Annotated in this window: 20 protein-coding genes and 1 pseudogene; 8 read left to right on the forward strand and 13 right to left on the reverse strand. The window is 70.0% G+C overall.

Translation table 11 applies throughout. The features are described 5' to 3' along the window. Nucleotides 1–1901 (reverse strand): serine/threonine-protein kinase (locus SK803_RS34460; protein ID WP_319970369.1); only part of this gene is annotated, 1901 nt, incomplete at its 3' end. 137 nt (nt 1902–2038) lie between these two features. Here SK803_RS34460 and SK803_RS34465 point away from each other — a divergent pair. After that, nucleotides 2039–2224 carry a hypothetical protein gene (locus SK803_RS34465; protein ID WP_319970370.1) on the forward strand — a complete coding sequence of 62 codons (186 nt, stop codon included), beginning with the start codon at nt 2039–2041 and terminating at the stop codon, nt 2222–2224. A 78-nt stretch (nt 2225–2302) separates the two neighbouring features. Next, on the forward strand, nt 2303–2728 hold the full coding sequence (locus SK803_RS34470; protein WP_319970371.1) for a nitroreductase family deazaflavin-dependent oxidoreductase: 426 nt from the start codon (nt 2303–2305) through the stop codon (nt 2726–2728). 28 nt (nt 2729–2756) lie between these two features. On the opposite strand, the pseudogene SK803_RS34475 reads toward SK803_RS34470, so the two are convergent. Together SK803_RS34475 and SK803_RS34480 are read right to left on the reverse strand one after the other, a co-directional pair. Next, nucleotides 2757–3762: pseudogene (locus tag SK803_RS34475) on the reverse strand (aldo/keto reductase). Between the two features lie 54 nt (nt 3763–3816). Continuing rightward, nucleotides 3817–4278 (reverse strand): VOC family protein, encoded by a 462-nt coding sequence (locus SK803_RS34480; protein ID WP_319970372.1) that lies wholly within the window; start codon nt 4276–4278, stop codon nt 3817–3819. A 62-nt stretch (nt 4279–4340) separates the two neighbouring features. On the opposite strand from SK803_RS34480, the gene SK803_RS34485 reads away from it, so the two are divergent. Both SK803_RS34485 and SK803_RS34490 read left to right on the forward strand, forming a co-directional pair. Then, a complete protein-coding gene (locus tag SK803_RS34485) occupies nt 4341–5324 on the forward strand; it encodes a helix-turn-helix transcriptional regulator (RefSeq protein ID WP_319970373.1) in 984 nt (327 codons plus the stop codon). Nucleotides 5325–5361: 37 nt separating this feature from the next. After that, the gene (locus tag SK803_RS34490) at nt 5362–5547 is read left to right on the forward strand and encodes a hypothetical protein (protein WP_319970374.1); all 186 of its coding nucleotides are present in this window, start codon (nt 5362–5364) and stop codon (nt 5545–5547) included. Between the two features lie 4 nt (nt 5548–5551). Here SK803_RS34490 and SK803_RS34495 read toward each other — a convergent pair whose 3' ends face one another. From SK803_RS34495 to SK803_RS34525, 7 genes are all read right to left on the reverse strand, one after another. After that, on the reverse strand, nt 5552–5854 hold the full coding sequence (locus SK803_RS34495; RefSeq protein WP_319970375.1) for a LuxR C-terminal-related transcriptional regulator: 303 nt from the start codon (nt 5852–5854) through the stop codon (nt 5552–5554). Between the two features lie 73 nt (nt 5855–5927). Beyond that, nucleotides 5928–7160 carry an ROK family transcriptional regulator gene (locus SK803_RS34500; RefSeq protein WP_319970376.1) on the reverse strand — a complete coding sequence of 411 codons (1233 nt, stop codon included), beginning with the start codon at nt 7158–7160 and terminating at the stop codon, nt 5928–5930. A gap of 44 nt (nt 7161–7204) precedes the next feature. Then, a complete protein-coding gene (locus SK803_RS34505) occupies nt 7205–8212 on the reverse strand; it encodes a sugar phosphate isomerase/epimerase family protein (protein ID WP_319970377.1) in 1008 nt (335 codons plus the stop codon). A 14-nt stretch (nt 8213–8226) separates the two neighbouring features. Then, complete coding sequence (locus SK803_RS34510; RefSeq protein WP_319970438.1) at nt 8227–9366, reverse strand: Gfo/Idh/MocA family protein; 1140 nt, start codon at nt 9364–9366, stop codon at nt 8227–8229. A gap of 41 nt (nt 9367–9407) precedes the next feature. Continuing rightward, nucleotides 9408–10436: a substrate-binding domain-containing protein gene (locus SK803_RS34515; protein ID WP_319970378.1), complete on the reverse strand. Its 1029-nt coding sequence runs from the start codon at nt 10434–10436 to the stop codon at nt 9408–9410. 42 nt (nt 10437–10478) lie between these two features. Beyond that, nucleotides 10479–11504, reverse strand: a complete 1026-nt coding sequence (locus SK803_RS34520) for an ABC transporter permease (protein ID WP_319970379.1) — start codon at nt 11502–11504, stop codon at nt 10479–10481. Then, entirely contained in the window at nt 11501–13009 is a 1509-nt protein-coding gene (locus SK803_RS34525; protein ID WP_319970380.1) for a sugar ABC transporter ATP-binding protein, read from the reverse strand. Before SK803_RS34525 ends, SK803_RS34520 begins: the two co-directional genes overlap by 4 nt. 312 nt (nt 13010–13321) lie before the next feature. On the opposite strand from SK803_RS34525, the gene SK803_RS34530 reads away from it, so the two are divergent. Both SK803_RS34530 and SK803_RS34535 read left to right on the forward strand, forming a co-directional pair. Then, nucleotides 13322–14059: a D-Ala-D-Ala carboxypeptidase family metallohydrolase gene (locus tag SK803_RS34530; protein ID WP_319970381.1), complete on the forward strand. Its 738-nt coding sequence runs from the start codon at nt 13322–13324 to the stop codon at nt 14057–14059. Nucleotides 14060–14089: 30 nt separating this feature from the next. Continuing rightward, on the forward strand, nt 14090–14998 hold the full coding sequence (locus tag SK803_RS34535; RefSeq protein WP_319970382.1) for a hypothetical protein: 909 nt from the start codon (nt 14090–14092) through the stop codon (nt 14996–14998). Nucleotides 14999–15027: 29 nt separating this feature from the next. Here SK803_RS34535 and SK803_RS34540 read toward each other — a convergent pair whose 3' ends face one another. Continuing rightward, nucleotides 15028–16218: a beta-ketoacyl synthase N-terminal-like domain-containing protein gene (locus SK803_RS34540; RefSeq protein ID WP_319970383.1), complete on the reverse strand. Its 1191-nt coding sequence runs from the start codon at nt 16216–16218 to the stop codon at nt 15028–15030. 176 nt (nt 16219–16394) lie between these two features. Between SK803_RS34540 and SK803_RS34545 the strand changes: the two genes are divergently transcribed. Both SK803_RS34545 and SK803_RS34550 read left to right on the forward strand, forming a co-directional pair. Then, nucleotides 16395–19154 carry a sensor domain-containing protein gene (locus SK803_RS34545; protein WP_319970384.1) on the forward strand — a complete coding sequence of 920 codons (2760 nt, stop codon included), beginning with the start codon at nt 16395–16397 and terminating at the stop codon, nt 19152–19154. A gap of 274 nt (nt 19155–19428) precedes the next feature. Beyond that, a complete protein-coding gene (locus SK803_RS34550; protein ID WP_319970385.1) occupies nt 19429–22920 on the forward strand; it encodes an RICIN domain-containing protein in 3492 nt (1163 codons plus the stop codon). Nucleotides 22921–23005: 85 nt separating this feature from the next. Here SK803_RS34550 and SK803_RS34555 read toward each other — a convergent pair whose 3' ends face one another. Beyond that, complete coding sequence (locus tag SK803_RS34555; RefSeq protein ID WP_319970386.1) at nt 23006–24832, reverse strand: glycoside hydrolase family 3 protein; 1827 nt, start codon at nt 24830–24832, stop codon at nt 23006–23008. 29 nt (nt 24833–24861) lie between these two features. Continuing rightward, a complete protein-coding gene (locus SK803_RS34560; protein WP_319970387.1) occupies nt 24862–26448 on the reverse strand; it encodes a glucoamylase family protein in 1587 nt (528 codons plus the stop codon). Between the last annotated feature and the right edge of the window lies 1 nt (nt 26449).

Here is a 26449-nt window from a genome sequence, read left to right on the forward strand (position 1 = left end):
AACGCCGACAGGATCGAGGTGTTCCACCACAGGTCGAGCTTGTCGAGAGTGTTGATGTCGCCCGGCGTCTTCAGCGCGCCGATGGTGAGGGTCTTGGTGTCGACCCACCAGACCTCGGCGTTGCCGCCGGCGAGGAAGCACGTGGTGAACTCGCCGGGCAGCGGGCCGGAGGTGTCGCGGTAGTAGAGCGCGTAGTGGATGGGGTCGGACTTGGGCCGGCACCCGCCGCGCTCGTCGATCCGCGGGATGCCCCGGCTCGTCACCAACGCCTGGAAGAACGCGTCCTGGGCGACCCGATCACCGAACAGCCGGAACTCGGCCTCGGCCGGCGGCGGGAAGCGGGCGTCGTAGGAGGAGTTCGCGTCGGTGCAGCGGACGGCGGCGACCGCGCCGTTGTCGGGAGTGGTGGGCACGCACGAGTTGGCGGTCCGGTAGACGGTCGGCAACGCGGCCAGCAACGCGTCGACCTGCGGCGACCGCGTCGTGGTGGTGGCGGCGCTCGTGGTGCTGGTGCTCGTGGTGCCGGTTGTGCTCGTTGTGGCGCTGGTCGGGGTGCTGCTGGACGTGCCCGAGCCGAGGGTCTTGTCGCCGTTCCCGATGATCAGCGCCGTGGCGATGATCCCTGCCACGAGTGCGAGGGTGCCGCCGACGAGGGCGGCGCGCTTGGCTGGTGACGTGGCGGCAGGACGGGCGCGAGTGGGTGGGTACTGCTGCGGGTTCAGGGGCTGCGGGTGCCCGGATTGCGGAGGGACAGACTGCGGGTGCCCGGGCTGCGCGGGGAAGGGCTGCGGATGCCCAGGCTGCGGATGCCCGGACTGCGGATGCCCGGACTGCGCGGCCACGGGCTGGGGGCCGGTGTCGGTGCGCTGGAAAGTGGGCGGGGTGGGTGTCCCGTGCTGGGGTTCGGGTGCTGGCGGCCCGAGGAACTGCGCCGGACCCTGCGGACTTGGGCCGGCGGGCCGCGGTCCGCCGGCCGAAGGGCTCACCAGTGAGGACTGGCTGCCTGCGGGTGCGACCTGCCCTCCCGGCGAGGTCGCCGGGCTGGCGAACCCGGGCTGCCCTCCCGGCGGGGTCGTGGGTGCGGAGGTGGCCAGGGCCTGGGCTGCTGCCTGGGCGAACGCGCCCGCCGTCGCGTAGCGGTCGGACGGGTTCTTCGCCATGCCCCGCGCGATGACGTCGTCCAGCGCCGCCGGGACCGCCGGGTTCAGCGGGGCCGCTTTGGGTGGCGGTTCGTTCATGTGCGCCCAGATCTGGGCGGCGGTGCTGTCCGCGGTGAAGGGGCGCCGGGCCGCCAGGCAGGCGAAGAGGACGCAGGCCAGGGCGTAGATGTCGGCGCGGCCGTCCACCAGGCCGCTCTCGAAGCGTTCCGGGGCCATGTAGTCGAGGGTGCCGACCACGGAGCCGGAGGCGGTCAGGCCCGTTGCGGACGGGGCGACGCTGCGGGCGATGCCGAAGTCCACGAGGTACACGAAGTCGCCTGAGGTCACGAGGATGTTGGACGGCTTCACGTCGCGGTGCACCAGGCCGTCGGCGTGTGCGGCGTCCAGGGCGCTTGCCACCTGTTCGACGATGCGCACGGCACGCGCCGGCTCGAGGGGGCTCTCGCGGATCATGTCGGACAGGTCGGCGCCTTCGACCAGGCGCATGTCCAGGTAGAGGCGGTTGTCGATCTCGCCGTAGGCGTGGATCGGGATCACGTGCGGTTCGCGCAGCCGGGCGACGATTCGCGCCTCGCGGCGGAAGCGGGCGCGGTAGTCCTCGTCGTCGTGGTAGCCGGGTGACAGCCTTTTCAGTGCCACGAAGCGGTCGTGCGCCGTGTCGTAGGCCCGGTGCACCTCGCCCATCCCGCCGCGACCGAGCAGTTGCTCGATCCGGTACGGCCCGAACGTCTCTTCCGTCATCGTCCTCGTGTCCCGAGCGCCTTGTTCGTCCGAGTCGACGCGCGCCGACCGCCGCGGGTTCCGTCAGTCGCCGCAGTCTGCAGATCGTTCCGGCACCGGCATCTGTTGCACGTCCGGCAGGCCCGTAGGGTCGGCTCATGCGCAAAGGACTGTTGATCGGGCTCGGTGTCCTGCTGGTCCTCGTCGGCGCGGTGTGGACCACGCAGGGGCTCGGCTACCTGAAGGGCAGCTTCATGACCGGTGACCGGACGTGGACCACGATCGGACTGCTCTGCGTCGCCGGTGGGCTGGTGCTGGCGATCCACACCATGCGCAGGAAGTGACTGTGCGGGAAGTGACTCGGATGGATGGTTTGCGCGGCGTCGGGAATGCGCGCGGCGTGCGAGATGCTGATCGTGTACATGACTGACGTTGAACTGAGCCCTACCGACTGGGTGCAGAACCAGACGAAGAAGATTCTCGAGACCGGCACCACCGAGGGCATCCTGGTCCTCGGCAAGCCGATCGTGCTGCTGACGCTGCGCGGCGCGAAGTCCGGCAAGTTGCGCTACACCCCGGTGATGCGGGTGGAGCACGACGGCAGCTACGCGGTCGTGGCGTCCAAGGGCGGCGCCCCCGAGCACCCCACCTGGTACTTCAACATCAAGGCGCACCCGGAGATCGCGCTCCAGGACGGCACCGTGAAGAGGGACTACGTCGCCCGCGAGGTCGAGGGCGACGAGCGCGCGGCGTGGTGGGAGCGGGCCGTCGCGGCTTACCCGTCCTACGCCGAGTACCAGGAGAAGACCGACCGGCAGATCCCGGTGTTCGTGCTCGACCCGAAGTAGCGGGACGGACGGCCCGCCCTGCGACACCTCAAGACCGGCGGCGCAGGGCGGGTTGTTCGAGTTGTGGTGGCACGTACGCCACGTCGATCGGCTCCCGGCGGGACGATCTCGTCGACGCGGTCCAGCAGGTCGTCGCCGAGGACGACGCCGGCTCCCGCCAGCAGGTCGTCCAGCTGTTCCGGTGTGCGCGGACCGATGATCGCCGAGGTGACGGCCGGGTGGGCGGTGACGAACCCCAGCGCGAGGTGTGGCAGCGACAGCCCGGCGTCACCGGCCAGACCGGCGAGGGATTCGACGGCGTCGAGTTTGCGTTCGTCGGTCAGGTGCCGCGGTGCCCAGTGCAGGCGCCCGGCTGACGGCACTTCCGCGCTGTCACGGCGAAGCCGCCCGGAGAGCAGCCCCATCGACAGCGGGCTCCACACCTGGACGCCGAGGCCGTAACGCCGGCAGACCGGCAGGATCTCGCGTTCGACTCCCCTGTTGAGGATCGAGTAGTGGGGTTGCTCGCTGCGAAACCGGGCGAGGCCGCCCCGTTCGGACACCCACTGCGCTTCGACGATGTCCGACGGCGGCAGGTTGGAGTGGCCGATGGCACGCACCTTGCCCGCGCGCAGCAGATCGGTCAGCGCGCTCAGCGTCTCCTCGACGTCGGTGCCGGGGTCCGGGTGGTGGACCTGGTAGAGGTCGACGTGGTCCACCCCGAGACGGCGCAGGGAGCCTTCGAGCGCCGAGACGACCCACCGGCGGGAACTGCCGCGCTGGTTCGGATCGGGGCCCATCGGGCCGTTGCACTTGGTGGCGAGGACGACGTCGTCGCGACGCCCTCGCAGGGCCCGTCCGAGGATCCGTTCGGTGTCGCCGTCGCCGCCGTAGACGTCGGCGGTGTCGATGGTGTTGATGCCGCCGTCGAGTGCACTGTGGACGATGCGCGCGCACGCGTCGGGATCCGGGTTGCCGAACCGCCCGAACATCATCGTGCCCAGCGTGAAAACGCTGACCTGGATGCCGGTGCGGCCAAGGGGTCTGGTCTGCATGGTGGTCCTCCCTGAAGCGGGGCGGGACGCGGCCGCGCCCCGCCCCGGACGGGCTCAGGCCCGCGCGGCCGCGACGTCGACGATCCAGGTGACGCCGAACCGGTCGGCCAGCATCCCGAAGGCGGGTGCCCACTGCGCGGGGCCGAACTTCTCGATCACCGTGGCGCCGTCGGCGAGCCCGTCCCAGATCGGGGCCACCTCGTCGACGCTCTCGCCGCGCACGGACAGGAAGAAGCGCTCCTCGGTGATCGTCGTGCCGTGCTCCCGGCGGGTGGTGGGCTCGCCCGTCGCGATCGGCTCGTCCGGTCCCGGCACGTCGTAGGCCATGACGCGGAAGCCGTTGTCGGCGACGACCTCGCCGAACACCACGTTCTTCGCGCCGGGCACCTCGGCGGGCATCCCGAAGTCGCCGTAGGTGACGACGTTGAGCTGCCCGCCGAAGACCGAGCGGTAGAACTCGAGCGCCTCCCTGGCCTGGCCGCGGAAGTTCAGATGGGGAACTGCGTTGAGTGACATGAGAGCGACTTTGTCAGCAGTAGCGGACAGGGAACGTCCGCTACTTGTGCCAAGCTGAAAACATGCCCATCGCGACGTCGACCACCACCTCGGCCCGCCTGCTGTCGTTGCTGTCCCTGCTGCAAGTCCGCCGCGACTGGCCGGGCATGCAGCTCGCGCAACGGCTTGGCGTCAGCGAACGCACCGTGCGCCGTGACGTCGACCGGCTGCGCGAACTCGGCTACCTCGTGCACGCCGTCAAGGGCCCCGACGGCGGGTACCGGCTCGAAGCGGGCAGCCAGGTGCCGCCCCTGTTGTTCGACGAGGAACAGGCGGTCGCGCTCGCCGTGGCGCTGAGGATCGCCGTCGGCACCGGAGCGGGCATCGAGGAAGCCGCGGCACGGGCACTGGCGACCGTGCGTCAGGTCATGCCGTCCCGGCTGCGCCAGCGCATCGACGCGCTGGAGATCGAGCCGGCCGGCCGCGGGACGCAGGTCGGCACCGATCTCTTGCTCGCGCTGAGCAACGCCGTCCGCGCCTGCGAGGAACTGCGGTTCGACTACCGCTCACCAGGCCGCCCGGACGACACCGCGCAGCCGGCCCGCCGCGTGCAGCCGCATCACCTCGTGGTCCGGTCAGGCCGCTGGTACCTCGTCGGGTGGAGTCCGGAACGCGAGGACTGGCGCACCTACCGCGCCGACCGGATGAGCCTGCGCACCCCCAACGGACCGCGCTTCACGCCCCGGCAGGTGCCCGGCGGCGACGTCGCCACGTTCCTGGCCGCCCGCTTCAAGGGGTCGGACAGCGCCAACGCCTGGCCCTGCCGCGGTGAGGTGGTCCTCGACTTGCCCCTCGCCGATGTGGCACCGTTCGCCGGCGACGACACCGCCGAGGAGGTCAGCCCTGGGCGGACCCGGCTGTCGACCGGCTCGTGGTCGTGGGCCGCGCTCGCCGCGAAACTGGCCCGCTTCGACGCCGAGATCGAGGTGATCGGGCCTCAGGAGCTGCGGGACGCGTTCGCCGAACTGTCGCGGCGCGCCGCGCGATGGTCGAAACCGTTCAGCTAGATAGCAGATCAGGCACGAAAGCTCTGGGGGGAGCCACATGAAGCTCACGCACGGCGGACGGCTGGCGATGCTGGCGGTCGGCACGCTTCTGCTGGCCTCGATCACCGCGCCGGGAGCCACCGCGCTGCCTACCGAGTCGGACAGCACGGCGAAGTGCGAGCTGGGAACGTTCGGCACCGACCCCGTCTTCGGGGTCGTGAAGTCCTGCTACTTGGTCAGCTGACCGTTCACTCCCCCACCGCCTGCTGCGGCGGGACCACCGCGAGCCACTCCAGTTCGGCGGCGAGCACGCCGAGCTGGAACCGCGACTGCACGCCGAGCAACGACTGCAGGCGCGCGATGCGCCGGTTCAGGGTGCGCAGGCTGACGTCCAGCTCACGGGCGATCGCACGGTCCGTCGCGCCGGTGCGCATGAGCCGCAGCAGGCGTTGGGTCGCGACCGTCGGTTCCTTGCCCACGGTCCCCACGAGCGCGCGCGTCCGCCCTACGGGGTGTGCGACCACCCCCGGTGTTACGCGGGTCACAGTCATGAGGCGACGGTAAGCCTGACTATTGGCGGCTGTCAATCAAAAGTCCGCGCTTTGCTGTCAAAGTACACGCATCTTAAGGATGAACGCCGCCATTACTCGCCAGCTGCACCTCACCCGTGGAGCTACCGGCGGCGACCTCACCCAGCCGCGCGTCCAGCACCTCCGGCGACAACACGTGCCGGACCACCATCGCCGCCGCGCCGAGGGCCCCGGCGGTCACACCGGCGCCGGACGCGACGATCCGCAGGTTCTCCGTGGCCAGCGGGAGTGAACGCCGGTAGATCGACTCGCGCACGCCCGCCAGCAGCATCTCGCCCGCCTCCGCCAGCAGGCCGCCGATGACCACCAGCGACGGGTTGAACATGCTCACGCACCCGGCGAGCACCTCGCCGATGTCCCTGCCCGCCTGCCGCACGACCCGGCCTGCTTCGAGGTTGCCGGAGCGGACCAGGTTCACCACCTCGGCCGTCGAGTGCGCGGGATGTCCCAGGTCCCGCAGCTTCGCCGCCAGCGCCGGGCCGGCGGCCACCGCTTCGAGGCAGTCGGTGTTGCCGCAACGGCACAACGCCTCCCCGCCCTCGGGAACCCTGATGTGCCCGAGGTCCCCGGCCGCGCCCGCCGCGCCGCGGTGCAGCACGCCGTTGCTGATGAGCCCGGCGCCGATACCGGTCGCCGCCTTCACCACGATCATGTGCGACACGTCCGGATGCGACGCGGTGTGCTCGCCCAGCGCCATCAGGTTGACCTCGTTGTCGACCAGCACCGGCACGTCGAACTCCGCCGCGATCGCCGCGGGCACGTCGAATCCGTCCCAGCCCGGCATGATCGGCGGGTTGTTCGGCCGGCCGGTGGAGTGCTCGACCGGCCCCGGCAGGCCGATGCCCACGCCGGCGATCTCCGCGGCCGGGACGCTCTGCAGCAACGAGCGCCAGGTCGTGGCCAGGAGCGGCAGGATCACCTTCGGTCCGTCCGCCACGTCGAGGTCCACCTGTTCGACAGCGAGCAGCCGGCAGCCCAGGTCGGAGACGGCGACGGTGGCGTGGGTGGCGCCCACCTCGGCCGCCAGCACGAGCCGGGCGCCGCTGTTGAACCCGAACCGGCCGGCCGGGCGGCCGCCGGTGGACTCCCCCGTGCCGCTGCCGGTCACCAGCCCCGCGGCCACGAGCAGGTCCAGCCTGGCCCGCACCGTGGACCTGGCGAGGCCGGTCGCGGCCACGATCTCCGCTCGGGTGCGCGGGCTGCCGTCCATCAGCATGCGCAGCACTGCGGCCGGCGATCCCGCCTCTACACCCAAGGTGCTCTCCATCGAACAATTGTCACATCGGCACCAGAAGACAGCCCCGCTGCCGGTCAGCCGCCCGAGCTGAACGCGGCGTCGAACGAGGCCGACGGCGGGTCGAAAGCGTTGCGGCGGATGAACTCCAGCGCCTCGGGCGCACCGACCAGGCGGTCCATCCCGGCGTCCTCCCACTCGACGCTGATCGGGCCGGCGTAGCCGATGGTGTTGAGCATCCGGAACGACCGCTCCCACGGCACGTCACCGCGTCCGGTGGAGACGAAGTCCCAGCCCCGCCGCGGATCCGCCCACGGCAGGTGCGAGCCGAGCCGGCCGTTGCGGCCGTTGCCGACCTGACGCCGCGCGTCCTTGCAGTCGACGTGGTAGATCCGGTCGCGGAAGTCCCACAGGAACCCGACCGGGTCGAGGTCCTGCCAGACGAAGTGCGACGGGTCCCAGTTGAGGCCGAACGCCGGCCGGTGCCCGATCGCCTCCAGCGCGCGGACGCACGTCCAGTAGTCGTAGGCGATCTCCGACGGGTGGACCTCGTGCGCGAACCGGACGCCGACCTCGTCGAACACGTCCAGGATCGGGTTCCAGCGGTCGGCGAAGTCCTGGTAGCCCGCGTCGATCATCGAGGCGGGCGCCGGCGGGAACATGGCGACGGTCTTCCAGATCGACGAGCCGGTGAACCCCACGACGGTGTCGACGCCGAGCCTGGCCGCCGCCCGCGCGGTCGCCTTCATCTCCTCCGCCGCCCGCTGCCGCACGCCCTCGGGATCGCCGTCACCCCAGTTGCGGGCGGACAGGATGCCCTGGTGCCGCTCGTCGATGGGGTCGTCGCAGACGGCCTGACCGGTGAGGTGGTTGGAGATCGCCCACACCTTCAGGTCGTGCTTGGCGAGGATCGCGAGCCGGTCCGCGACGTAGTCGTCGTCCTCCGCGGCCCGCCACGGGTCGAGGTGGTCGCCCCAGCAGGCGATCTCCAGGCCGTCGTAGCCCCAGCCCGAGGCCAGCCTGGCGACCTCCTCGAACGGCAGGTCGGCCCACTGGCCGGTGAACAACGTGATCGGACGTGCCATCTCGGTCTCCTCCCTCAAACCTGCTGCCACGAACCGGACACCGCGCTGTTCTCGACCGCGGCCAGGACACGTTGCACCTGGAGCCCGTCGGCGAACGACGGCGCCGGGTCGGTGCCCGCCGCCACGGCCCGCACGAAGTCGACGGCCTGGTGGGTGAACGCGTGCTCGTAGCCCAGTCCGTGCCCGGCCGGCCACCACGCGGCCACGTACGGGTGCCCCGGCTCCGTCACCATGATCCGGCGGAACCCCGCGACCGCCGGATCCTCGGTGCCGTCGAAGAACTGCAGCACGTTCATGTCCTCGAAGTCGAAGGCCAGGCTGCCCGCCGAGCCGTTGACCTCGACGCGCAGCGCGTTCTTGCGGCCGTTGGCGAACCGCGTGGCCTCGAACGAGCCGAGCGCACCGCCGGCGAAGCGCGCCAGGAACAGCGCGGCGTCGTCGACGGTGACCGGCCCGGTCTGTCCGGTTGCGGCGGTACCGGACAGACCGGAGTGGGTGGAGGCCAGCGGACGCTCCGGCACGAACGTCACCAGCGTCCCCATGACCTCGCTGATCGAGTCGCCGAGGATGAACTGGGTGGCGTCGACGATGTGCGCGCCGATGTCGCCCAACGCGCCCGAGCCGGCCTTCTCCTTGTCCAGCCGCCAGGACAGCGGCGCGGCCGGGTCGACGATCCAGTCCTGCAGGTACTGAGCCCGCACGTGGTGGATCCGTCCCAGCCTGCCCTGGGCGACCAGGTCACGGGCCAGGCCCAGGGCAGGCACTCGCCGGTAGCTGAACCCGACCATCGCGCGCACACCGCGCCGGGCGGCGCGTTCGGCCGCCTCCGCCATGGCGACCGCTTCGGCGACGGTGTTGGCCATCGGCTTCTCGCACAGCACGTGCTTGCCCGCGTCCAGGGCGGCCACCGCGATCTCGGCGTGCGTGTCACCCGGTGTGCAGATGTCCACCACGTGCACGTCGTCGCGCTCCAGCACGGACTTCCAGTCGGTCACGGCCTCCGCCCAGCCCAGTCGTTCGGCGGCGGCCCGCGCGCGGTCGGCGTCGCGGCCACACAGGACCGCCATCACCGGCCTCACCGGCAGGTCGAAGAAGCGCGGCGCGACCCGCCACGCCTGGGAGTGCGCGGCTCCCATGAAGGCGTGGCCGACCATCGCGATGCCGAGTTCAGTCACCGTTCGGTCCTCTCGTGTTCTCAGGACTCGAAGGCGGTCGGCAGGTAACGGTCGACGTTGTCCTTCGTGACGACCGGGGCGTACAGCTGGACCTCACGAGGGACCTCCACCTCGACGAGGTCGCCGAGGCTCTTGTTCTGCACCGCGAGCCGCGCGAGCCGGATGCCGTCGGCGCCCTGGGTGGACGGGTAGATCACGGTCGCCTTGTGCGGGCCGTTGTCCGCCTTGATCTCGCGCATCACGTTCGCCGATCCCGCGCCACCGACCATGAAGAACTCGCTGCGGCCGGAGTTCTTGATCGCCGCGGTGACGCCGACGCCCTGGTCGTCGTCGTGGTTCCAGATGGCGTCGATCTTGCGTGCGGCCTGCAGCAGGTTCGCGGCGGCCTTCTCGCCGCTCTCCACGGTGAACTCGGCCGCCACGCGGTTGCTCACCTTCAGCCCACAGCCCGCGAGTGCCTCCGCGAAGCCCTTGCTGCGGTCCTGGGTCAACGGCAACGAGTCGATGCCCGCGATCTCCGCGACCACGGCGTCCGTCTTGCCCTTCAGCCGCTCGCAGACGTACGTGCCCGCGGACACGCCCATGCCGTAGTTGTCGCCCAGCACCGTGGACCGCGCGGCGAACGGGCTGTCGAACCGGCGGTCCACGTTGATCACAGTGATGCCGGCCTTCATCGCCTTCAAAGCGACCGGGGTGAGCGCCGCGCCGTCGAACGGCAGCAGCACGATCGCGTCCACCTTGTCGTTGATGAACGTCTCGACCTGGCTGATCTGGAGGTTGGGGTCGTTGGTGCCCTCGACGACGCGCAGCTCGACGTCCGAGTACTTGCCTGCCTCCTTCTTGGCGGCGTCGGTGATCGCGGCCATCCAGCCGTGGTCGGCGGCCGGCGCGGAGAAGCCGATGACGACCTTCTTGCCCGGCTCGTCGTTGGCGACCTTCACACCGCCGCTTTGGTTCCCTCCACCGTTGTTCTCCGGCGTGTTGCCCGTGCAGGCGGTGAGCACGAGTGCTGAGGCGGCGGCGAGAAGAGTGATTCTCTTGAATTGCATGGGTTCTGGTCTCCTCGGGTGGCAGCGGTCGTGGTTGCGGCGTCAAGCGCCGCTGCGTCTGGCGAGCCGCTGCTGGAGGAGGACGGCGACCACGATGATCGCGCCCTTCGCGACGGCCTGGGCGGAGATGGAGAGGTTGTTGAGGGTGAAGACGTTCGACAGCGTGGTGAAGATCAGGACGCCGAAGACGGTGCCCGCGATCGTGCCGCGGCCGCCGGTCAGCAGCGTGCCGCCGATCACGACCGCGGCGATCGCGTCGAGCTCGTACAGGCCGCCGTGGGTCGCGCTGCCGGTGGTGGTGCGGGCGATCAGCATGACCGCGGCCAGCCCGCAGCACAGACCGAGCAGCGTGTAGAGCCAGACGGTGTGCCGGCGCACGTCGATGCCGGCCAGCCGGGCCGCCTCCGGGTTGCCGCCGACGGCGAACGTCCTGCGCCCGAACGTGGTGCGGTTGAGCAGCACCCATCCGGCCGCGGCGACCACCGCGAAGATCACCACGAGCACCGGTACCCCCAGCACCGATGCGTCGAAGAAGGCGGCGAAGCCCGGCACGTTCACGATCTGCGTCTTGCGGTTGGAGATGATCTCGGCGAGACCGCGGGCGGCGGCCAGGCTCGCCAGGGTCGCGATGAACGCCACGACCCGGCCGTAGGCGATGAGCATGCCGTTGACCAGTCCGCACGCCCCGCCCACCAGCAGCGCGGTGAACACGATGACGATCCAGTGCGTGTCGTTGGCGATCCCTTGGGTGGCAAGGGTGGTGGCCCACACCGAGGACAGCGCGACGATCGCGCCCACCGAAAGGTCGATGCCGCCGCCGGTGATCACGAACGTCATCCCGATGCTCACGACACCGATCACCGCCGCGAGCCGCAGGATGGTGAGCACGTTGTCGATGTCGGCGAACCGGTCGCCCGCAGTGACCACACCACCCAGGCACAACAGGATCAGCGCGATCACGAGACCGGTGTTGCGCCCCGCCGGAGAGGCGAGCAGCGCCGTGACGCTGGATGCCTTCGCGACCGGAGTCCGTGGTTGCGCGGCCACGGCGGCGGTGTCCTCGCTCATGCTGCGTGTCCTTCCATGACCAGGTCGAGGACCCGGGACTCGTCGATCTCGTCGGCAGGACCGTCGTGGACCACCCGGCCCTCGCGGACCACCAGAACCCGGTCGGCCAGGCCCAGAACCTCCTCGACGTCGCTGGACACGACGACCACGGCCACGCCTCTGTCCGCCAGTTCGCGGATGAGTTCGTAGATCTCGCTGCGAGCGCCCACGTCCACACCGCGGGTGGGTTCGTCCAGCAGCAGCACCCGGCACTCCCGCAGCAGCCACCGCGCGAGCACGACCTTCTGCTGGTTGCCGCCGGACAGGCCGCGCACCACGCGGTCGACGCCCGCCGGCCGGACGTCCAGCGCCTCGGTGAGCTTCGTGGCGCGGGCACGTTCGGAGCGGTCGTCCAGGAACCCGAACCGGGCGAACGACGACAGCGACGAGACGGTGATGTTGCGGTACACGGCCTGGTCCAGCAACAACCCCTGGCTCTTGCGCTCCTCCGGGCACAACCCCATCCCGGCGCGCACGGCCGCGCCGACACTCCCCCGCCGGAGTTGTCTTCCGTCGACCTCGACGGTCCCGCCGGCCGCTTTCCGCGCGCCGTAGACGGTCTCCAGGATCTCCGAGCGGCCCGACCCGACGAGCCCCGCGAGCCCGACCACCTCACCGGCGCGCACGGTGAGGTCCACGTCGTCGAAACGGCTCTTGTCGGCCAGCCCGCGCACCTTCAGCACCTCCGGCGCGGCCGGGTCGACCGGTTTCCGTTGCGGGAACACGTTGTCCAGGGCGCGTCCGGTCATCAACGCGATCAGCTCCGAGGTCTTCACCTCGCGTGCGGACAGACCCGTCGCGACGGTGCGACCGTCCTTGAGCACGGTCACCCGGTCGCCGATCTCCCTGATCTCCGCCAGGCGGTGCGAGATGTAGACGACGGCCACGCCCTGGGCGGTGAGCTCCCTGATGACCCCGAACAGCACCCGCACCTCGTCCGGGTCCAGCACGGCCGACGGCTCGTCCATGATCAGCAGCTGTCCGTCCAGCGACAACGCCCGCGCCATGCTGACGACCTGCTGGTGGGCCACGGACAACCGGCCGACGTCGCGGTCGGGCGCGATCTCCGGGTGCCCCAGCCGGTCGAGCAGCGCGCGCGTCCTGCGCCGCGCCTCAGACCGCCGGCTGAAGCCCGCTGTGGACAGTTCGTGACCGAGGAAAACGTTGTCCGCCACCGACAAGCCCGCCACGAGGTCCAGTTCCTGGTAGATGGCGACCACCCCGCTGCGCATCGCGGCGGTCGGGTTGCCGAACGACACCACCTCGCCCCGCCAGCGGATCTCGCCCTCGTCGGGGCGGTGCGCACCGGACAGCACCTTGATCAGCGTCGACTTGCCGGCGCCGTTCTGCCCGAGCAGGCAGTGCACCTCACCCGCGCGGACCTCGAAGTCCACGCCCTGCAGGGCGGTCACGCCGGGAAAGCGCTTCACCAGACCCTGGACCGACAGCAGTGCCGAGCTCACCATTGAGTCCTCCGGGCCCCGGCAACCGTTGTGCCAGAAAGGAATTCGGCCTTGTGAACTGTGAACGTAATGAGCCGTTCCCGACCCGGCAAGATTGTTGACATGGCACATGTCGGCCAACTTTTTCCTTGACGGCCGATGTCCCTCCACGTTTCGAGGCCGCCTGCGACGAACCGGGCCACCCGGCGTCGTCGCCCGCCGCGACCATCCGGGTGGTTCCTCAGCGCCTAACTAGGAGTTCACTTGGTGGGTCATTGACAACCCGCGAGGGAACTCGACAGGCTGCACCTCCCTGTGATCGAAAGGTGCGCTGTCATGAAACTCCGCTTGCTCTTACCGGTCCTCGCCCTGCTCGCCGGTGCCGGTGTCGCGCCCGCCGCGGCGGCGGCTGATCCCGTCGCGGCCGACGCCTGCTACACCTGGGGCCGCACCCTCTCGCAAGGAGCTTCGGGCGAGGACGTACGTCAGCTGCAGATCCGGGTGGCCGGCTATCCCGGTTACGGCGGCGTGCTCAGCCTCGACGGGCAGTTCGGGGCCGGCACGAAGGCGGCCGTGACCCGTTTCCAGCAGGCTTACGGCCTCGGCGCGGACGGGATCGCCGGGCCCGCGACGTTCTCGAAGATCTACGCACTGCAGGACAACGACTGCACGCCGATCAACTTCACCTACGACGAGTTGAACAACTGCAACTCCGACTGGTCCGGCGGCAACGTCTCGGCGGCGACCGCCCGCGCCAACGCCCTGGTGTCCATGTGGAAGCTGCAGGCCATGCGGCACGCGATGGGCGACCGGCCGATCGACGTCAACGGCGGGTTCCGCAGCGTTTCCTGCAACAACGCCGTCGGCGGCGCGGCCGGGAGTCGTCACCTGTACGGCGACGCCGTCGACCTGGGCGCTGGAGCGCAGGGCTTCTGCGCGTTGGCACAGCAGGCGCGCAACCACGGCTTCAGTGAGATCCTCGGGCCGGGCTACACGGGCCACAACGATCACGTGCACGTCGCCCACCGTTCCTCCCGTTTCTGGTCCGCCCCGAACTGCGGAGTGTCAGGCTGAGCTGAAATCCGTTGCGCTGCAGGGGGAACGATGTCTCGAGGACGTGCGGGCCGGAAGCTGACGCTGGCGGTGGGACTGGCTCTGCTGGCGAGCCTGGTGGCGCCGGGGTCGAGCGCGGTCGCGGCTGCGAACGGTGCCGAGTACGTGCGGGCGAAGGCGGTGGTGCTGCCTGCCACGACAGGTCCCGCAACGCCCTCGATCGCGGCCGACAGGTTCTGGGAGCTCCAGCTGAACCTGTGCAACAGCGGGATCGCCGGGTGCTACTCCCAGGGCCGTTCGATCCCCGAAGCCGCCGGTCTGATCTCTCAAGTGCGTCCGAACCTCGTGACGCTCAACGAGATCTGCGCCAACGACGTGCCCGACCGCCTGGCACCGGCGCTGGCCCAGGCCTGGCCGGGTGACCGGATCTACCACGTCTTCAACCCGGCGGTCAGGCGCGACACCGGTACGCCGGTGAAGTGCAACAACGGCCAGGACTACGGCAACGCCGTGCTCGGCCGCGTTTCCGCCGCCAGCTACCAGGGCGTGAACGCGTGGCGCGGCAAGTACACCAGCCAGGACAGCGGTAACGAGCAACGCACGTTCGCGTGCGCGTACGCCGTTGGAGACCACCTGGCGTGTGCGACGCATCTGTCGGCGAGCAGTGAGCCGGAAGCGCTGGCCCAGTGCCGGTCGCTGCTGTTCGACGTGGTCCCCAGCATCCGGTCCGCCGAGGGTCTCGTCGGCAAGACGATCGTCGGTGGCGACTTCAACCTGGAGTACGACACCGCCGATCCGGAGAACGCGCAGAAGTGCGTCCCGTCCGGCCACATCCGAAAGGGGGACGGCGACGTGCAGCACGTGGTGTTCTCGAACGACAACGCGTTCGTCAGCACGACCAGGTACGGCATGACGCACACCGATCACGACGGGTTCCTGGTTCGCCTGACCAAGCCGTGATCACGTGCTGGCACCGCCCGTCTGACACGTCAGGCGGGCGGTGCCAGCACGACCACGGAGTTGTGGCCGCCCATGCCGAGCGACGACTTGATCGTGAGGCCGTCGACGAGCGGTGTCGGGCCGTCCAGCAGGCGCGGATGTCCTGGTGCGACCGTCGGTGGGGCCGGGATCACCCCGCTGTCGTAGGCCATCGCGGTGACCGCGACCTCGATCGCCGACGCCGCGCCCTGGCAGTGTCCGGTCAGCGGTTTCACCGAGTAAACCCCGGTGTCCGGGGCGAACAGCTGCTCCAGCACGGCGGCCTCGGCGGTGTCGCACTGCGCGGTGCCTGGGCCGTGCGCGTTGAGGTAGCGCACGTCGGCAGCACTCACCGCGGCGTTGTCCAGCGCGTCGGCGAAGCACCTGGTGATCTGGTCGAGCCGCGGATCGATCGATGTCACGTGGTACGCGTCGTGCGACATCGCACCGCCGAGCGTGAGGGCGTAGGGATTCGCCGCACGGCGCGAGAGGACGAACGCCACGGAGGCCTCGCCCATCACGAAACCCCTGCTCCCCTGCTGGAACGGGCGGCACGCATCGAGCGGCTCGGCGTCCACGATCGCCACGCCGAGCCGGACGAAGTGGGAGACGTTCTCCGGGGTGAGCGAAAGATCCGTCGCGACGAACACGACGTCGTCGACGATTCCCGCGTCCAGCCACGCCATCGCGGTGAGCAGACCGGCGTTGCCCGACGCGCACATCGCCGAGACGTTCATGGCCGGTCCGTGGAAACCGTATTCCTGCATGAACGTCGACATCGGTGTGGACGGCATCAACGCCAGGTAGTCGTGCACCGGCAGTTTGCCACCGCGCGTGACGTAGAAGTCGCGCCACAGGTCCACCTCGCCCAGCACCACCGCGTGCAAAAGGCCGACCCGCCGGCCGGGCTGCCAGCCGCGGGTGCCGGCGTCCTCGATCGCCTCCCTGGCGGCGGCGCGCATGGCCCGCGCGAAGCGGCTCGGCCCGTCCACCGGGTCACCGCCCTCGCCGACCCGCGCCGCCCAGACGGTGTCACCGGGGAACCGGCCCAGTTCGGGAACGATCGAGGCGGCGGGCTTGCCGCTGATCAGTCCCTCCCAGAGCGACCTGCGGTTCCACCCGTACCCGCTGACCACGCCGATTCCGCAGACACCCACACCTCGCGCGACCACAACCAGGTCCCCCTTACCGAGGGCCGACACCTCTGTCAGAAGAATAACGGTGTAAACCACCTCGTAGCGAGAAACCTTGCGGGTCCACAATGGACATTCGCAGGCGAACCCTGATCATCGGGCCGTCCGGGCGACCGGATATAACGGCACACCATGTTCACGCCAGACGGATGCGGTTCTGGTCGAGTGTGTAGTAGGACTTCACGATGGCCACGCCACCGCGCTCCCGGGACGTCGGATCTGGGAGCCAAGACGTGAGCGGCCTGATCGGTGACGCCGGGTTCGACCACGAGCTGCTGGTCGAGCTCTCGCTCTCGGTCGGCGCCGCCGTCGTGTGGTGGCTGGACCTCGGCACGGACCAGCTCGGCTGGATGCCGGGCCTCGACGTGGTGATCGGCGTGGCCCGCGCGGACCAGGACACCGTGCGCGCCCGGCTGGCCGAGCTGACCGCGCCGCTGACCGTGGCCGCGAAGACGGCGCCGGCGTGGGAGGACTTCGAGCTGGAGCAGCCCCTCGAGACTCCGGCGGGCACGCGCTGGCTCCAGTTCCGCGCCCGCGTCTCGACCCACAACACCGCACGGGCCCTGGTGGGTGTCGTCGCCGACGTGACCCGGCGGCACAGCCAGCAGCAGGAGCTCGCGGACCTCGCCGACCGCTACCGGCTCCTGGTGGACCTCGCCCCCGAGGCGATCGTGGTGCACGAGGCGGGCGTGCTCGTCTACGCGAACCCGGCGGCCGTCGAGTTCGTGCGGGCGCGGTCGGAGGCCGACGTGCTCGGCCGCCCGATCACCGACTTCGTCCACCCGGACTCGCAGCCGGAGATGCTGCGCAGGATCGCGAAGCTCAGCGAGCCGGGCGCGACGAGCGACCCGGCGGACGCCGTGCTGGTCCGGTTCGACGGCGGCACCACCGACATCGAGTCGGTCTCGGTGCGCACGACGTGGCAGGGCAGGCCCGCGTTCCAGGTGATCATGCGGGACGTCACCGAGCAGAAGGCGGCCGCGGCGGCGTTGCGCTACCAGGCCGCTCTCGCCGCGCACGTGAGCGACGCGCTCATCGCGACCACCGCCGAGGGTGTCGTGACGAGCTGGAACCGCAGCGCGGAGAACGTCTACGGCCGGAGTTCAGCCGACGCGATCGGGCAGTCCATCGGTCAGGTGGTCGGTGCGCCGCTGGACCCGGTGGCGGTGCTCGAAGCCGGCGGGGTGGTCCACGCGGTGCACCGGCGTCCGGACGGCGGCGCGCTGGCGGTGCGGGTGTCGGTCGCCAGGATGGACGGTGGCGGCTACGTGCTGATCTGCGCGGACGAGACGGCGCGCAGGCGGGCGGAGCACCACTTCACCGCGGTGGTCGCCGCCATCGAGGAGGGCGTGCTGGTCGTCGGCGCCACGGGCCTCGTCGAGTCCGTCAACCCCGCGGCCGAACGGATCCTCGGCGTCCGCGCGCAGGAGGTGATCGGCCAGCCGGCGTCGCTGGCCGAGCTGCACGACGAGTCCGGCCAGCCGATCCCGCAGGCGCAGTACCCGTCGGCCACCACCAGAGCCACCGGCAGATCGCAGCACGGGCGGATCCTGCAGACCCTCCGGCCGGACGGCAGCCGCGTCTGGTTGTCGCTCAGCGCCCGTGCGCTCGCCCAGGACGGAACGCTGCCGTCGGCGACCGTCGTGTCGTTCACCGACATCACCGAACGCCGCATGATCGACAGCAGGCTGGAGCACGAGGCGACGCACGACGCGTTGACCGGCCTGTGCAACCGCACTGTGACCATCAACCGGCTCAGCCCGGCCGCACGGGCACATCGGTCCGGGCTCACCGCGGTGCTGTTCATCGACCTGGACAAGTTCAAGGTCATCAACGACTCCCTCGGCCACAGCGCCGGCGACGAGGTGCTGCGGGTCGTCGGCACGCGGCTGAGCCGCGGCTCCCGCCGCGGCGACGTCGTGGGCAGGCTCGGCGGTGACGAGTTCACCGTCATCGCCTACGGGGTGACCGGCCCGGACGAGGCGACCGCCCTCGCGGACCACGTCCGCGCCGAGCTCAACCGGCCGATCTCCGTGGACGGACGGCACCTGCACGTCGACGCGAGCGTGGGCATCGTGCTCGCCGAACCGGGCGACCCCCGCGACGGCGCCGACCTCCTCCGCGACGCCGACCTCGCGATGTACCAGGCGAAGACCAGGGGCCGCGGCCGCATCGCGTTCTTCGACGTCGAGCTGCGCGAACAGATCCAGCGCCGCCTGCAACTGGAGCAGGACCTGCGCACCGCACCCCTGAGCGATCAGCTGTGGCTCGCCTACCAGCCGATCGTGGACCTCGGCACGGACCGGCGCACCGCGGTCGAGGGCCTGCTGCGCTGGACGCACCCGCGCTACGGCCTCATCTCCCCCTGCGAGTTCATCCCGCTCGCCGAGGAAAGCGACCTGATCAACATCGTCGGCGCCCACATGCTGCACACCGCCACCCGCGAGATCGCCGTGCTGGCACCGGAACTGAAGCTGACCGTGAACCTGTCGGCCCGTCAGCTCGACGACCCGTGGCTCGTGTCCGCGATCCGGCACGCCACCCACAAGGCGGGGCTCGACCCCAGCTCGCTGTGCCTGGAGATCACCGAAAGCGCCCTGACCCGCGACCCGGCGCTGGCCGCCCGCACCCTCGCCGCGTTGCGCGACCTGGGCGTGCGGCTCGCCATCGACGACTTCGGCACCGGCTACTCCTCACTCGCCCAGTTGCTCACCCTGCCGCTGAACACGCTCAAGATCGACCGGTCCTTCACCGCGGGGCTCGGCCGTTCCGACGAGGCGGAGGCGATCGTCACGAGCATCATCGCGATGGCCCACGCGGTCGACATGACGGTGATCGCGGAGGGCGTGGAACAGGTGCAACAGCTGGAGATCCTCCGTGCGCTCGGGTGCGACCAGGCGCAGGGGTTCCTCCTCGGGAGGCCGGTTCCGCTGAGTGAGCTGTGAGGCTCCCGGCCCGCGGGTTCAGCACACGCCTGGTCTCCGGAAGGCCCTCGTTCGCAACCGAGAGCACCGATCTTGACACCGTTCGCACACGCTAGTTAGCTTCGCTGTGCTTGGGGGCCTGTCGTTGTCAGTCTGGGGGATCGCGAGCTGAGGCTCGCGTCATTTCACCGTGCACTCGAACGCCTCCGACTTCGGTCGGGGCGTCGCTGTCGTGTGCGCGGAATCTTCCGCTGCCCGGCGACAAGTCCATCATCGACAAGTCCTGGGGGATTTGATGGCAGCAACACGAAGAAGACGAGCGCTGTGGCGCGGTGTCGCACTCGGCACCGCGGCGCTCATGCTCACCGGCGCCACCACGGCGGTCGCGGAGCCGGAGGCGAACAAGGCCGCGGACAAGGCGAAGCCGGCCGATCCGCCGGTTGTGGCGGCGGAGAAGCGGCAGGAGGTCATCGGCAAGGACTGGCAGGGTTCCGCCGACCGGATGTGGACGACGATCGGTGACCAGACCGGTTTCCACGTGATGGTGGCGACCGCCAGGACCGGCTATGCCTGGAAGACCGTCGCGACGCTCAACCACCCGGCCGTCGAGGCCGACCTGTGGATCGGGAACGCGTGCGTGACCGGCTCCGGTGACCGCGCGGTCGTGGCGTACGCGCCGAGGACGTACACGAACAAGGAAGCACTGATGGCGCGCGGTGCGTTCACCGCGACCGTCGATCTCAACAGCGGTGAGGTGAAGAAGCTCCCGATCCGCGCGACCCTCGCGTACTTCAGCCCCGGCTGCGGACTCGACGAGACGGCCGTTCTCACCCAGGACGCCACCGAGGACAAGGGCAAGACCGGCCTGGTCAAGATCGACGCGGCGTCCGGTGCGCTGAGCAAGCGCATCGAGGTGCAGGGACAGGTCACGTCGGCCGTTCCCACTCGCAGCGGCATCGTGGCGGCCGCCGGTGCGATGGTCCAGCGCATCGCCGACGACGGCACCCGCACCAAGCTCACGAAGACCAAGGGCGGGGCGTTCGAGCTCAGGCCCGACGCCGAGAACGGCGTCGTCTACCTCGAGGGTGACGACAGGACCAACCGGGTGCGCCGGATCGCGGCCGACGCCACCAAGGAGGCCGAGGCGGCGACCCTCGCGTCCGGCAAGGCCGGCCGGCTGGCCATCAGCCGCGTGCACGGTGGCAAGGTCGTCATCACCGGGTCGCCCGACAAGGTCGAGAAGCTCCCGGCGGTCGTGTCCAAAATGGACCTTCCGGCCGACGCACAGCTCTCGGTGCGCGGTGACGCGGCCGTCACCGAGGTCGGGCGGGCGGACGGCAAGACGCCCGGCGTGTTCTCCCTGACGCCCGGCAAGCCCGAGAAGGTGCACATCAGGGCCAAGAGCACCAAGACGGGCAAGGACGTCGGGTTCACCGTCGACCCCGCGGCGAACACCGCGGCGCCGGCCAAGGAGCAGGCGAAGGCCGCCACCGAGCCGAGCCTGGGAGCACAGGCCCTCGGCCAGGACATGAGCGAGGCCGCGGCCACCTGCGCGATCAAGCGCAACGACCTGGGCAAGCAGGTCTACCAGCCCAAGCCGAAGCAGGTCGAGTGGGCCGCCAACTGGGCGGTGTACGGTCAGCTGAAGGACAACGCGCAGCGGGCCAACAACTGGCACAACAACGGCCAGGGCTTCGGCTACACGCCGCAGACGATGTTCCCGCCGATCCCGCTGAAGAACACCAACAACGGCACGGTTCCGGTCCAGGTGCTGCTCGGCATCCTCGGTCAGGAGTCGAACCTCTGGCAGGCGAGCAAGCTCGTGCTGCCCGGTGAGTACGCGAACCCGTTGATCGGCAACTACTACGGCAACGACATCTACAACGGCACCGAAGCCGACGACTGGGACATCGACTTCTCCAAGGCCGACTGCGGCTACGGCGTCTCCCAGACCACCGACGGCATGCGCCTGGCCGGCCGTGAGCGGCCGGGTGAGACCGCGCTGCCGTACGGCCAGCAGGTGGCCGTGGCCACCGACTACGCCGCCAACGTGGCCTCCGGCCTGCGCATCCTGCAGCAGAAGTGGAACCAGCTCCAGGACGCCGGCGTCACCATCAACAACAACGACCCGTCGAAGCTGGAGAACTGGTTCGGCGCGGTGTGGGCGTACAACTCCGGTTTCCACCAGCCCGGCGAGGCAGGCGCGGGTTTCGCCTGGGGTCTCGGCTGGGGCAACAACCCGGCGAACCGGCGATACGCGGTCGACCGGCACGAGTTCGGCAAGTACCCGCGGGACTTCGCGACCCCGCAGAAGTGGCCCTACCCGGAGAAGGTGATGGGCTTCGCCGCCAACCCGCCGTCGGGGTTCGAGGACGCGAACAAGGAAGTGCCGTTCTTCAACAACGCCTGGTGGAACACCGACGAGTACAAGGCGAGGGTCAAGCCGTGGATCGAGACCTTCTGCACCGTCGACAACAACTGCTTCCCCGGTGAGGAGAACCTTCCCAACGCTCCCGAGGTCGTCGGTGAACCCGCCGGACCGTGTGCCCACCTGAACTCCGCCGGTCAGTACGACCTGAAGTGCTGGTGGCACAAGCCGGCGACGTGGAAGTTCAAGTGCGACCTGGAGTGCGGCAACGAGTCGTTGCGCTACTACCCGGACTACCGCGACGAACCCGCCGACGGCATCAGTTCCGAGCCGACGTGCGAGGGGGCGGCTCTGCCGGGTGACGCGATGGTGGTCGACGACGTGCCGAGGGAGATCGGGCCGGCCTTCAACTCCCCGCCCACGTACCGCTCCTGCCGGCGGCTCAACTTCGCCGACGGGACGTTCACGATCGAGTTCGGCAAGGACGCCCAGGGCAGGGAACCGTCGCGCATCGACCTGCACCAGGCGACCAGCGGCTACGGCGGGCACTTCTGGTTCACCCACGCCTACGGGGACAACGACGAAGGCCGCAAGCTGCAGATGAAGGCCACCTGGACACTGGGACGCACCCTCAGCACCCCGGTGGAGGTGTGGGTCCACCAACCCAAGCGGACGTGGCAGAACTCCTCGCCACCCGTCTACACGGTCTACACGGCGGATGGCCCGCAGCAGGTGGCGTCCCGGCCTCCGGTGGCGTGGACGCCGTGGGTGAGCCTCGGCACCTTCAAGTTCGCCACCAATCCGAAGGTCTCGCTGAGCTCGATGAACAGCGCCGGCAACGGCAAGGAGATCGCGTTCGACGCGGTCGCCTTCGTACCGGGCGAGATCTGGCCGGAGGACCGCATCGCCAAGGTGGTCAACCAGTACACCGGCAAGTGCCTGACCGTGGGCGAACCCGACTCCAAGGGCAGGATCCCGGCTGTCCAGAAGAGCTGTGACGGCGAGTTCCGCGAGAACTGGGTCTTCCACCTGGTGCGCGTCTGGCAGGAAAAGATCAACGCCGGCACGGTGACCAACTACGACTACAAGCTGAAGAACCGGCTGACCGGACAGTGTCTGCAACCCGACGGGTTCGCCAGGACCGAGGAGATCGTGATCCTGAAGGAGTGCAAGGAGGACTACGTTCTCGTCCAGTCGTGGACCACGTGGTTCGGCTTCAAGTCAGACCAGAAGCCTGCGGACCCCCACATGCTCAACAGCACGTTGAGCCCGAAGTACGCACTCTCCATCTTCATGTGCTCCATGAGCGATGGCTCGCACGCGGAGACCAACTACACCTGGGAAGGCACCGGCCGGCAGCGGTACTGCCCCGGCACCGACAACTCCTGGAGCTGGAGCATCGCGCAGGTCGGTGGCTGACCTGACCGAAGTGGCACCAACGTCGCCGGTCGCTGCCCACGCAGCGGCCGGCAACGGCCGTTCCAGACCCGGAAGCGGGTCGCGGTCACCCCGGGAGCAGCCCGTGTCCAAAGGGAAAGAGCGGATCCTCGTACCCCGCGACGTCCTCAGGATGGCGGCGCACCTGCTCCATCGACCGCGGCAGGTCGAACGGAAGCCTGCCCCGCGGCGGGACGACGCCCGACAGCGCATCGGCCAAGGCCTCGTCCGTGGTGCCGTAACTGACCACCAACGTCGACGCGACCTGGAGCAACGGGGTCAGGACCGCCGCACGGTCCAGCGTCACGTCGACGACCAACGGGCAGGCCGCGGAGATCCGGGCGAGGCGCGCGGCCAGGCCCGGCGGGAAGTCGAGCGAACCCTGGTGGAACCACGACTCCAGGAACAGGTCCGACCGCGGGTCGAACGGGGCCATGAGCCGCACGAGCGCCACGTCGGCCTCCTCCGGTGTGGCGACAACGGTTCCCAAGCGCGCGGCGACCTCCGGTGAGACGTTCTCCACGTACAGCTTCAGCCCTGGCTTGAGCGGCAACCTCGCCGCGTTCTCGCCCTGCTGCAGGACCGTGACCGAACGCGCCTGCGCGAGGTGACCCTCGTCGCGGAAGTCCTGCCGTCCCACGATCTCCGCCGCCCGGTCCTCGTCGACGAAGGGGTCGTCGAAGAGCCCCAGGCGGAACTTCATCGTGAGAAGCCTGCGGGCCGACTCGTCGATCCGCGCCTCCGTGACACGGCCCTGAGCCACCAGTTCGAGCAGCACCTCGACGCATTCCTCGCCGCCGAACTGGTCGGCGCCCGCGGCGAGGATGAGTTCCATCCGCCCGTGCGCGTCGAGGTGTTCGACGCCCCACGCCCGTGCGGGGAGCACCTTGTCGCCGACGTGGTTGTCCATCACGAGTTCCCAGTCGGTGAGCACCACGCCGTCGAACCCGAGGCGGTCGCGCAGCATTCCGGTGACCACCTGGCGGTTGTAGCCGAAGCCCACCTCCTCGATCGCCTCGCCGTCCACCTCCAGGCCGACGGGCATCCCGTAGTACGGCATCACCGCCGCGGTGCCCGCTTCGACGACCGCCCGGAACGGTGCCAGGTGGTCGTCGAACCGTCCGCCGGGGTAGACCTGCTCGCGGCCGTACGGGAAGTGCGCGTCCTCGCCGTCCTTCTGCGGGCCGCCGCCGGGAAAGTGCTTGCTGGTGCAGGCGACCGATTCGGGTCCCAGGGACTCGCCCTGGAACCCGCGCACGTACGCCACGGCCAGTTCGGCCGTCAGTGCCGAGTCCTGTCCGAACGTGCCCGCCTGCCTGGCCCACCGCGGTTCGGTGGCCAGGTCGATCGCCGGGTGCAGGGCGCAGCGGATGCCGACCGCGAGGTACTCCTGGCGGGCGATGTCCGCGAACCGTTCCACCAGGGACGGATCGCCGAGCGCGGCGAGACCGAGCGACTCGGGCCATTGGGAGAAAGCCTTGGCGGTGAACGAAACCCCGGCGTTCTCCAGGAACGCGTGCCGCGGGTCGGTGGAGATGGTCACCGGGATTCCGTGCGGTGTGCTCTCGGCGATGAGCTGGAGGTTGTTGTACCAGCGCGCCGCCATCCGTGCGTCGTGGAGAGCGTGCACGTTGAAGTGCGTCAGGTGCTTCTGCCCCACCACGACGCTCGTGGGCGACTTGCTGATGGCGCCGGGAGCCTCCTTCACCGTGCCGTCCGTGCCCGCCTCGATGACGGTGTGGAACAGCAGGCCGGCCTTCTCCTCCAACGACAGGCGCCCCAGCAGGTCCGCCACGCGCTCGGCCACGGGCAGGCGTGGATCCTCGTAGGGGTCCATGACGCCGTTGCCGTTGAGGTCGCGGTACTCGACGCCGTCCTCGGAAATCAGCCTCACCGGCCGCATGCCATTACCTCCACAGCTGTTCAGACTCGGCTCGCGCCGAACTCCTCGACACCGATCACCGGACGGAGCGCCCGTTCGACGGCCGGGGTCGAGAACGATCGCCGGATCACGTCCCGGCACAGCACGTTCCCGATCGCCCCCATGACCATCGCCTGGTCCAGGGACAGGTAACGCCGCGCGATGGCGCCCGACCGCACGGCGACCGCGTCGAAGAAGCCGCCCCTGCCGTAGGCGCGCAGGTCCTCCTGGATGCCGACCAGGTTGGTGTAGGCCTCGTCGCGCTCGTGCATCATCGCCAGGAAGGCCGCGTGCGGGGTGACCACACCGTCGCCGAACACGGGCGTGGGCGCGGTGGCCGGGCGGCACGAGCCGAAGCCGACGTCGTAGTTCGTCATCTCCTGGTCGGAGAAGTAGCCGTTGGCCGGGTTCCCCGGCTCGTTGCCCGGACCCATGCCGAGCGCGTCGACGCCGTACTCGCGGTACCCGCCGGCGGGGTTGCTGGACGGGCTGAAGCCCCAGAAGCCGTACTTCGCCTCGATCAGCCCGTGTTCCCGCTGAGCTCGGACGTGCAGCGGATGGTTGCGGCCCCACGACCTCGGCGCCCACTTCGCCTCGGGCACGAACACGTCCGGCATCAGCTCCTCGAACATGGAGCCGCCCCAGCCGGGCACGATCCGCATGCCGCGATAGGTGTAGGCGCCTTCGAAGACCTCGATGCCGTAGTAGGTCCGGTTCTCCCCCACCGGCTGCGTCTCGTGCCACGACCAGTCGCACGACGCCGGGAAGGTCCGCCACATCGCGAAGTACTGCTTCGGCGGGATCTGGCCGGTGATGATGCCGAGGTAGCTGGTGATGCGCGTTTCGGACACGGTGGTGTCGTAGTGGTGGGTGGTCAGCCAGACGGGGTCGCCGCCGATGTGCGTGCCCTGGTACACCCCGCCGGGGCGGTCGTGGTCGAACGGGAAGAACCCGCCGTGGATCAGGCCGCCCGGCCGCACGGGGTGCGCGGGGTCGTCGCCGGGGTTGTAGAAGGCGTCCCACCGCATGCGGGCGAAGAGCCGCCGGGCCAGGCCTGCTGCCGCACGGTCTGCTCCCGCCACGACGAGCAGTGCCGCACCGAGCCAGCCGTTGTCGACGCTGGAGCAGAACGGGTGGACCGTGGCGCCAGTGCCGGGCCACGCACGTAATGCTTCGCCGGTCTCCTCGTCGTACCAGTTGAAGTACATGCCGCTCGGAACGTGGTGTTCCATCCTGTCCAGGGTCGTGAGCGTCCGGACCAGGCGCGCCGACGCTTCTGCCGCCGAGATGAACCCGAGTTCGCGGGCCACGACCGTCGACCACAGGTAGCCGCCGATGTTCGTCGGCGAGGTGTAGCCGGAGCGGTCGGACGCGGCCAGCGACTCCGGGATGTTGTCCGCGGGCAGGCCCGTGCCCGACGGAGTCATCGCGACCAGGCTGCGCCACGTGTCCCTGGCCCAGCCCCGGATCCGGACGGGATCGGCGTGCCTCGGGGAGGCCGCGGCCGACGCGGGAACGGCGAGTGCGGCGGTGCCGGCCGCACTCGCGACGAGCAGGGTTCGGCGGGTGATCCTGGCTGGCGTTGTCATG

Origin of the sequence: Lentzea miocenica, assembly GCF_033949945.1 — a bacterium.
GTDB classification, from domain to species: domain Bacteria; phylum Actinomycetota; class Actinomycetes; order Mycobacteriales; family Pseudonocardiaceae; genus Lentzea; species Lentzea miocenica.

Bases quoted from the DNA above. Each gene is read 5' to 3' on its own strand.
- SK803_RS34535 (WP_319970382.1), top strand. From the start codon at position 14,090: ATGTCTCGAGGACGTGCGGGCCGGAAGCTGACGCTGGCGGTGGGACTG.
- SK803_RS34480 (WP_319970372.1), bottom strand. From the start codon at position 4,278: ATGTCACTCAACGCAGTTCCCCATCTGAACTTCCGCGGCCAGGCCAGG.
- SK803_RS34520 (WP_319970379.1), bottom strand. From the start codon at position 11,504: ATGAGCGAGGACACCGCCGCCGTGGCCGCGCAACCACGGACTCCGGTC.
- SK803_RS34490 (WP_319970374.1), top strand. From the start codon at position 5,362: ATGAAGCTCACGCACGGCGGACGGCTGGCGATGCTGGCGGTCGGCACG.
- SK803_RS34560 (WP_319970387.1), bottom strand. From the start codon at position 26,448: ATGACAACGCCAGCCAGGATCACCCGCCGAACCCTGCTCGTCGCGAGT.
- SK803_RS34550 (WP_319970385.1), top strand. From the start codon at position 19,429: ATGGCAGCAACACGAAGAAGACGAGCGCTGTGGCGCGGTGTCGCACTC.
- SK803_RS34470 (WP_319970371.1), top strand. From the start codon at position 2,303: ATGACTGACGTTGAACTGAGCCCTACCGACTGGGTGCAGAACCAGACG.
- SK803_RS34515 (WP_319970378.1), bottom strand. From the start codon at position 10,436: ATGCAATTCAAGAGAATCACTCTTCTCGCCGCCGCCTCAGCACTCGTG.
- SK803_RS34510 (WP_319970438.1), bottom strand. From the start codon at position 9,366: ATGGTCGGCCACGCCTTCATGGGAGCCGCGCACTCCCAGGCGTGGCGG.
- SK803_RS34505 (WP_319970377.1), bottom strand. From the start codon at position 8,212: ATGGCACGTCCGATCACGTTGTTCACCGGCCAGTGGGCCGACCTGCCG.
- SK803_RS34465 (WP_319970370.1), top strand. From the start codon at position 2,039: ATGCGCAAAGGACTGTTGATCGGGCTCGGTGTCCTGCTGGTCCTCGTC.
- SK803_RS34495 (WP_319970375.1), bottom strand. From the start codon at position 5,854: ATGACTGTGACCCGCGTAACACCGGGGGTGGTCGCACACCCCGTAGGG.
- SK803_RS34525 (WP_319970380.1), bottom strand. From the start codon at position 13,009: ATGGTGAGCTCGGCACTGCTGTCGGTCCAGGGTCTGGTGAAGCGCTTT.
- SK803_RS34485 (WP_319970373.1), top strand. From the start codon at position 4,341: ATGCCCATCGCGACGTCGACCACCACCTCGGCCCGCCTGCTGTCGTTG.
- SK803_RS34545 (WP_319970384.1), top strand. From the start codon at position 16,395: ATGGCCACGCCACCGCGCTCCCGGGACGTCGGATCTGGGAGCCAAGAC.
- SK803_RS34530 (WP_319970381.1), top strand. From the start codon at position 13,322: ATGAAACTCCGCTTGCTCTTACCGGTCCTCGCCCTGCTCGCCGGTGCC.
- SK803_RS34500 (WP_319970376.1), bottom strand. From the start codon at position 7,160: ATGGAGAGCACCTTGGGTGTAGAGGCGGGATCGCCGGCCGCAGTGCTG.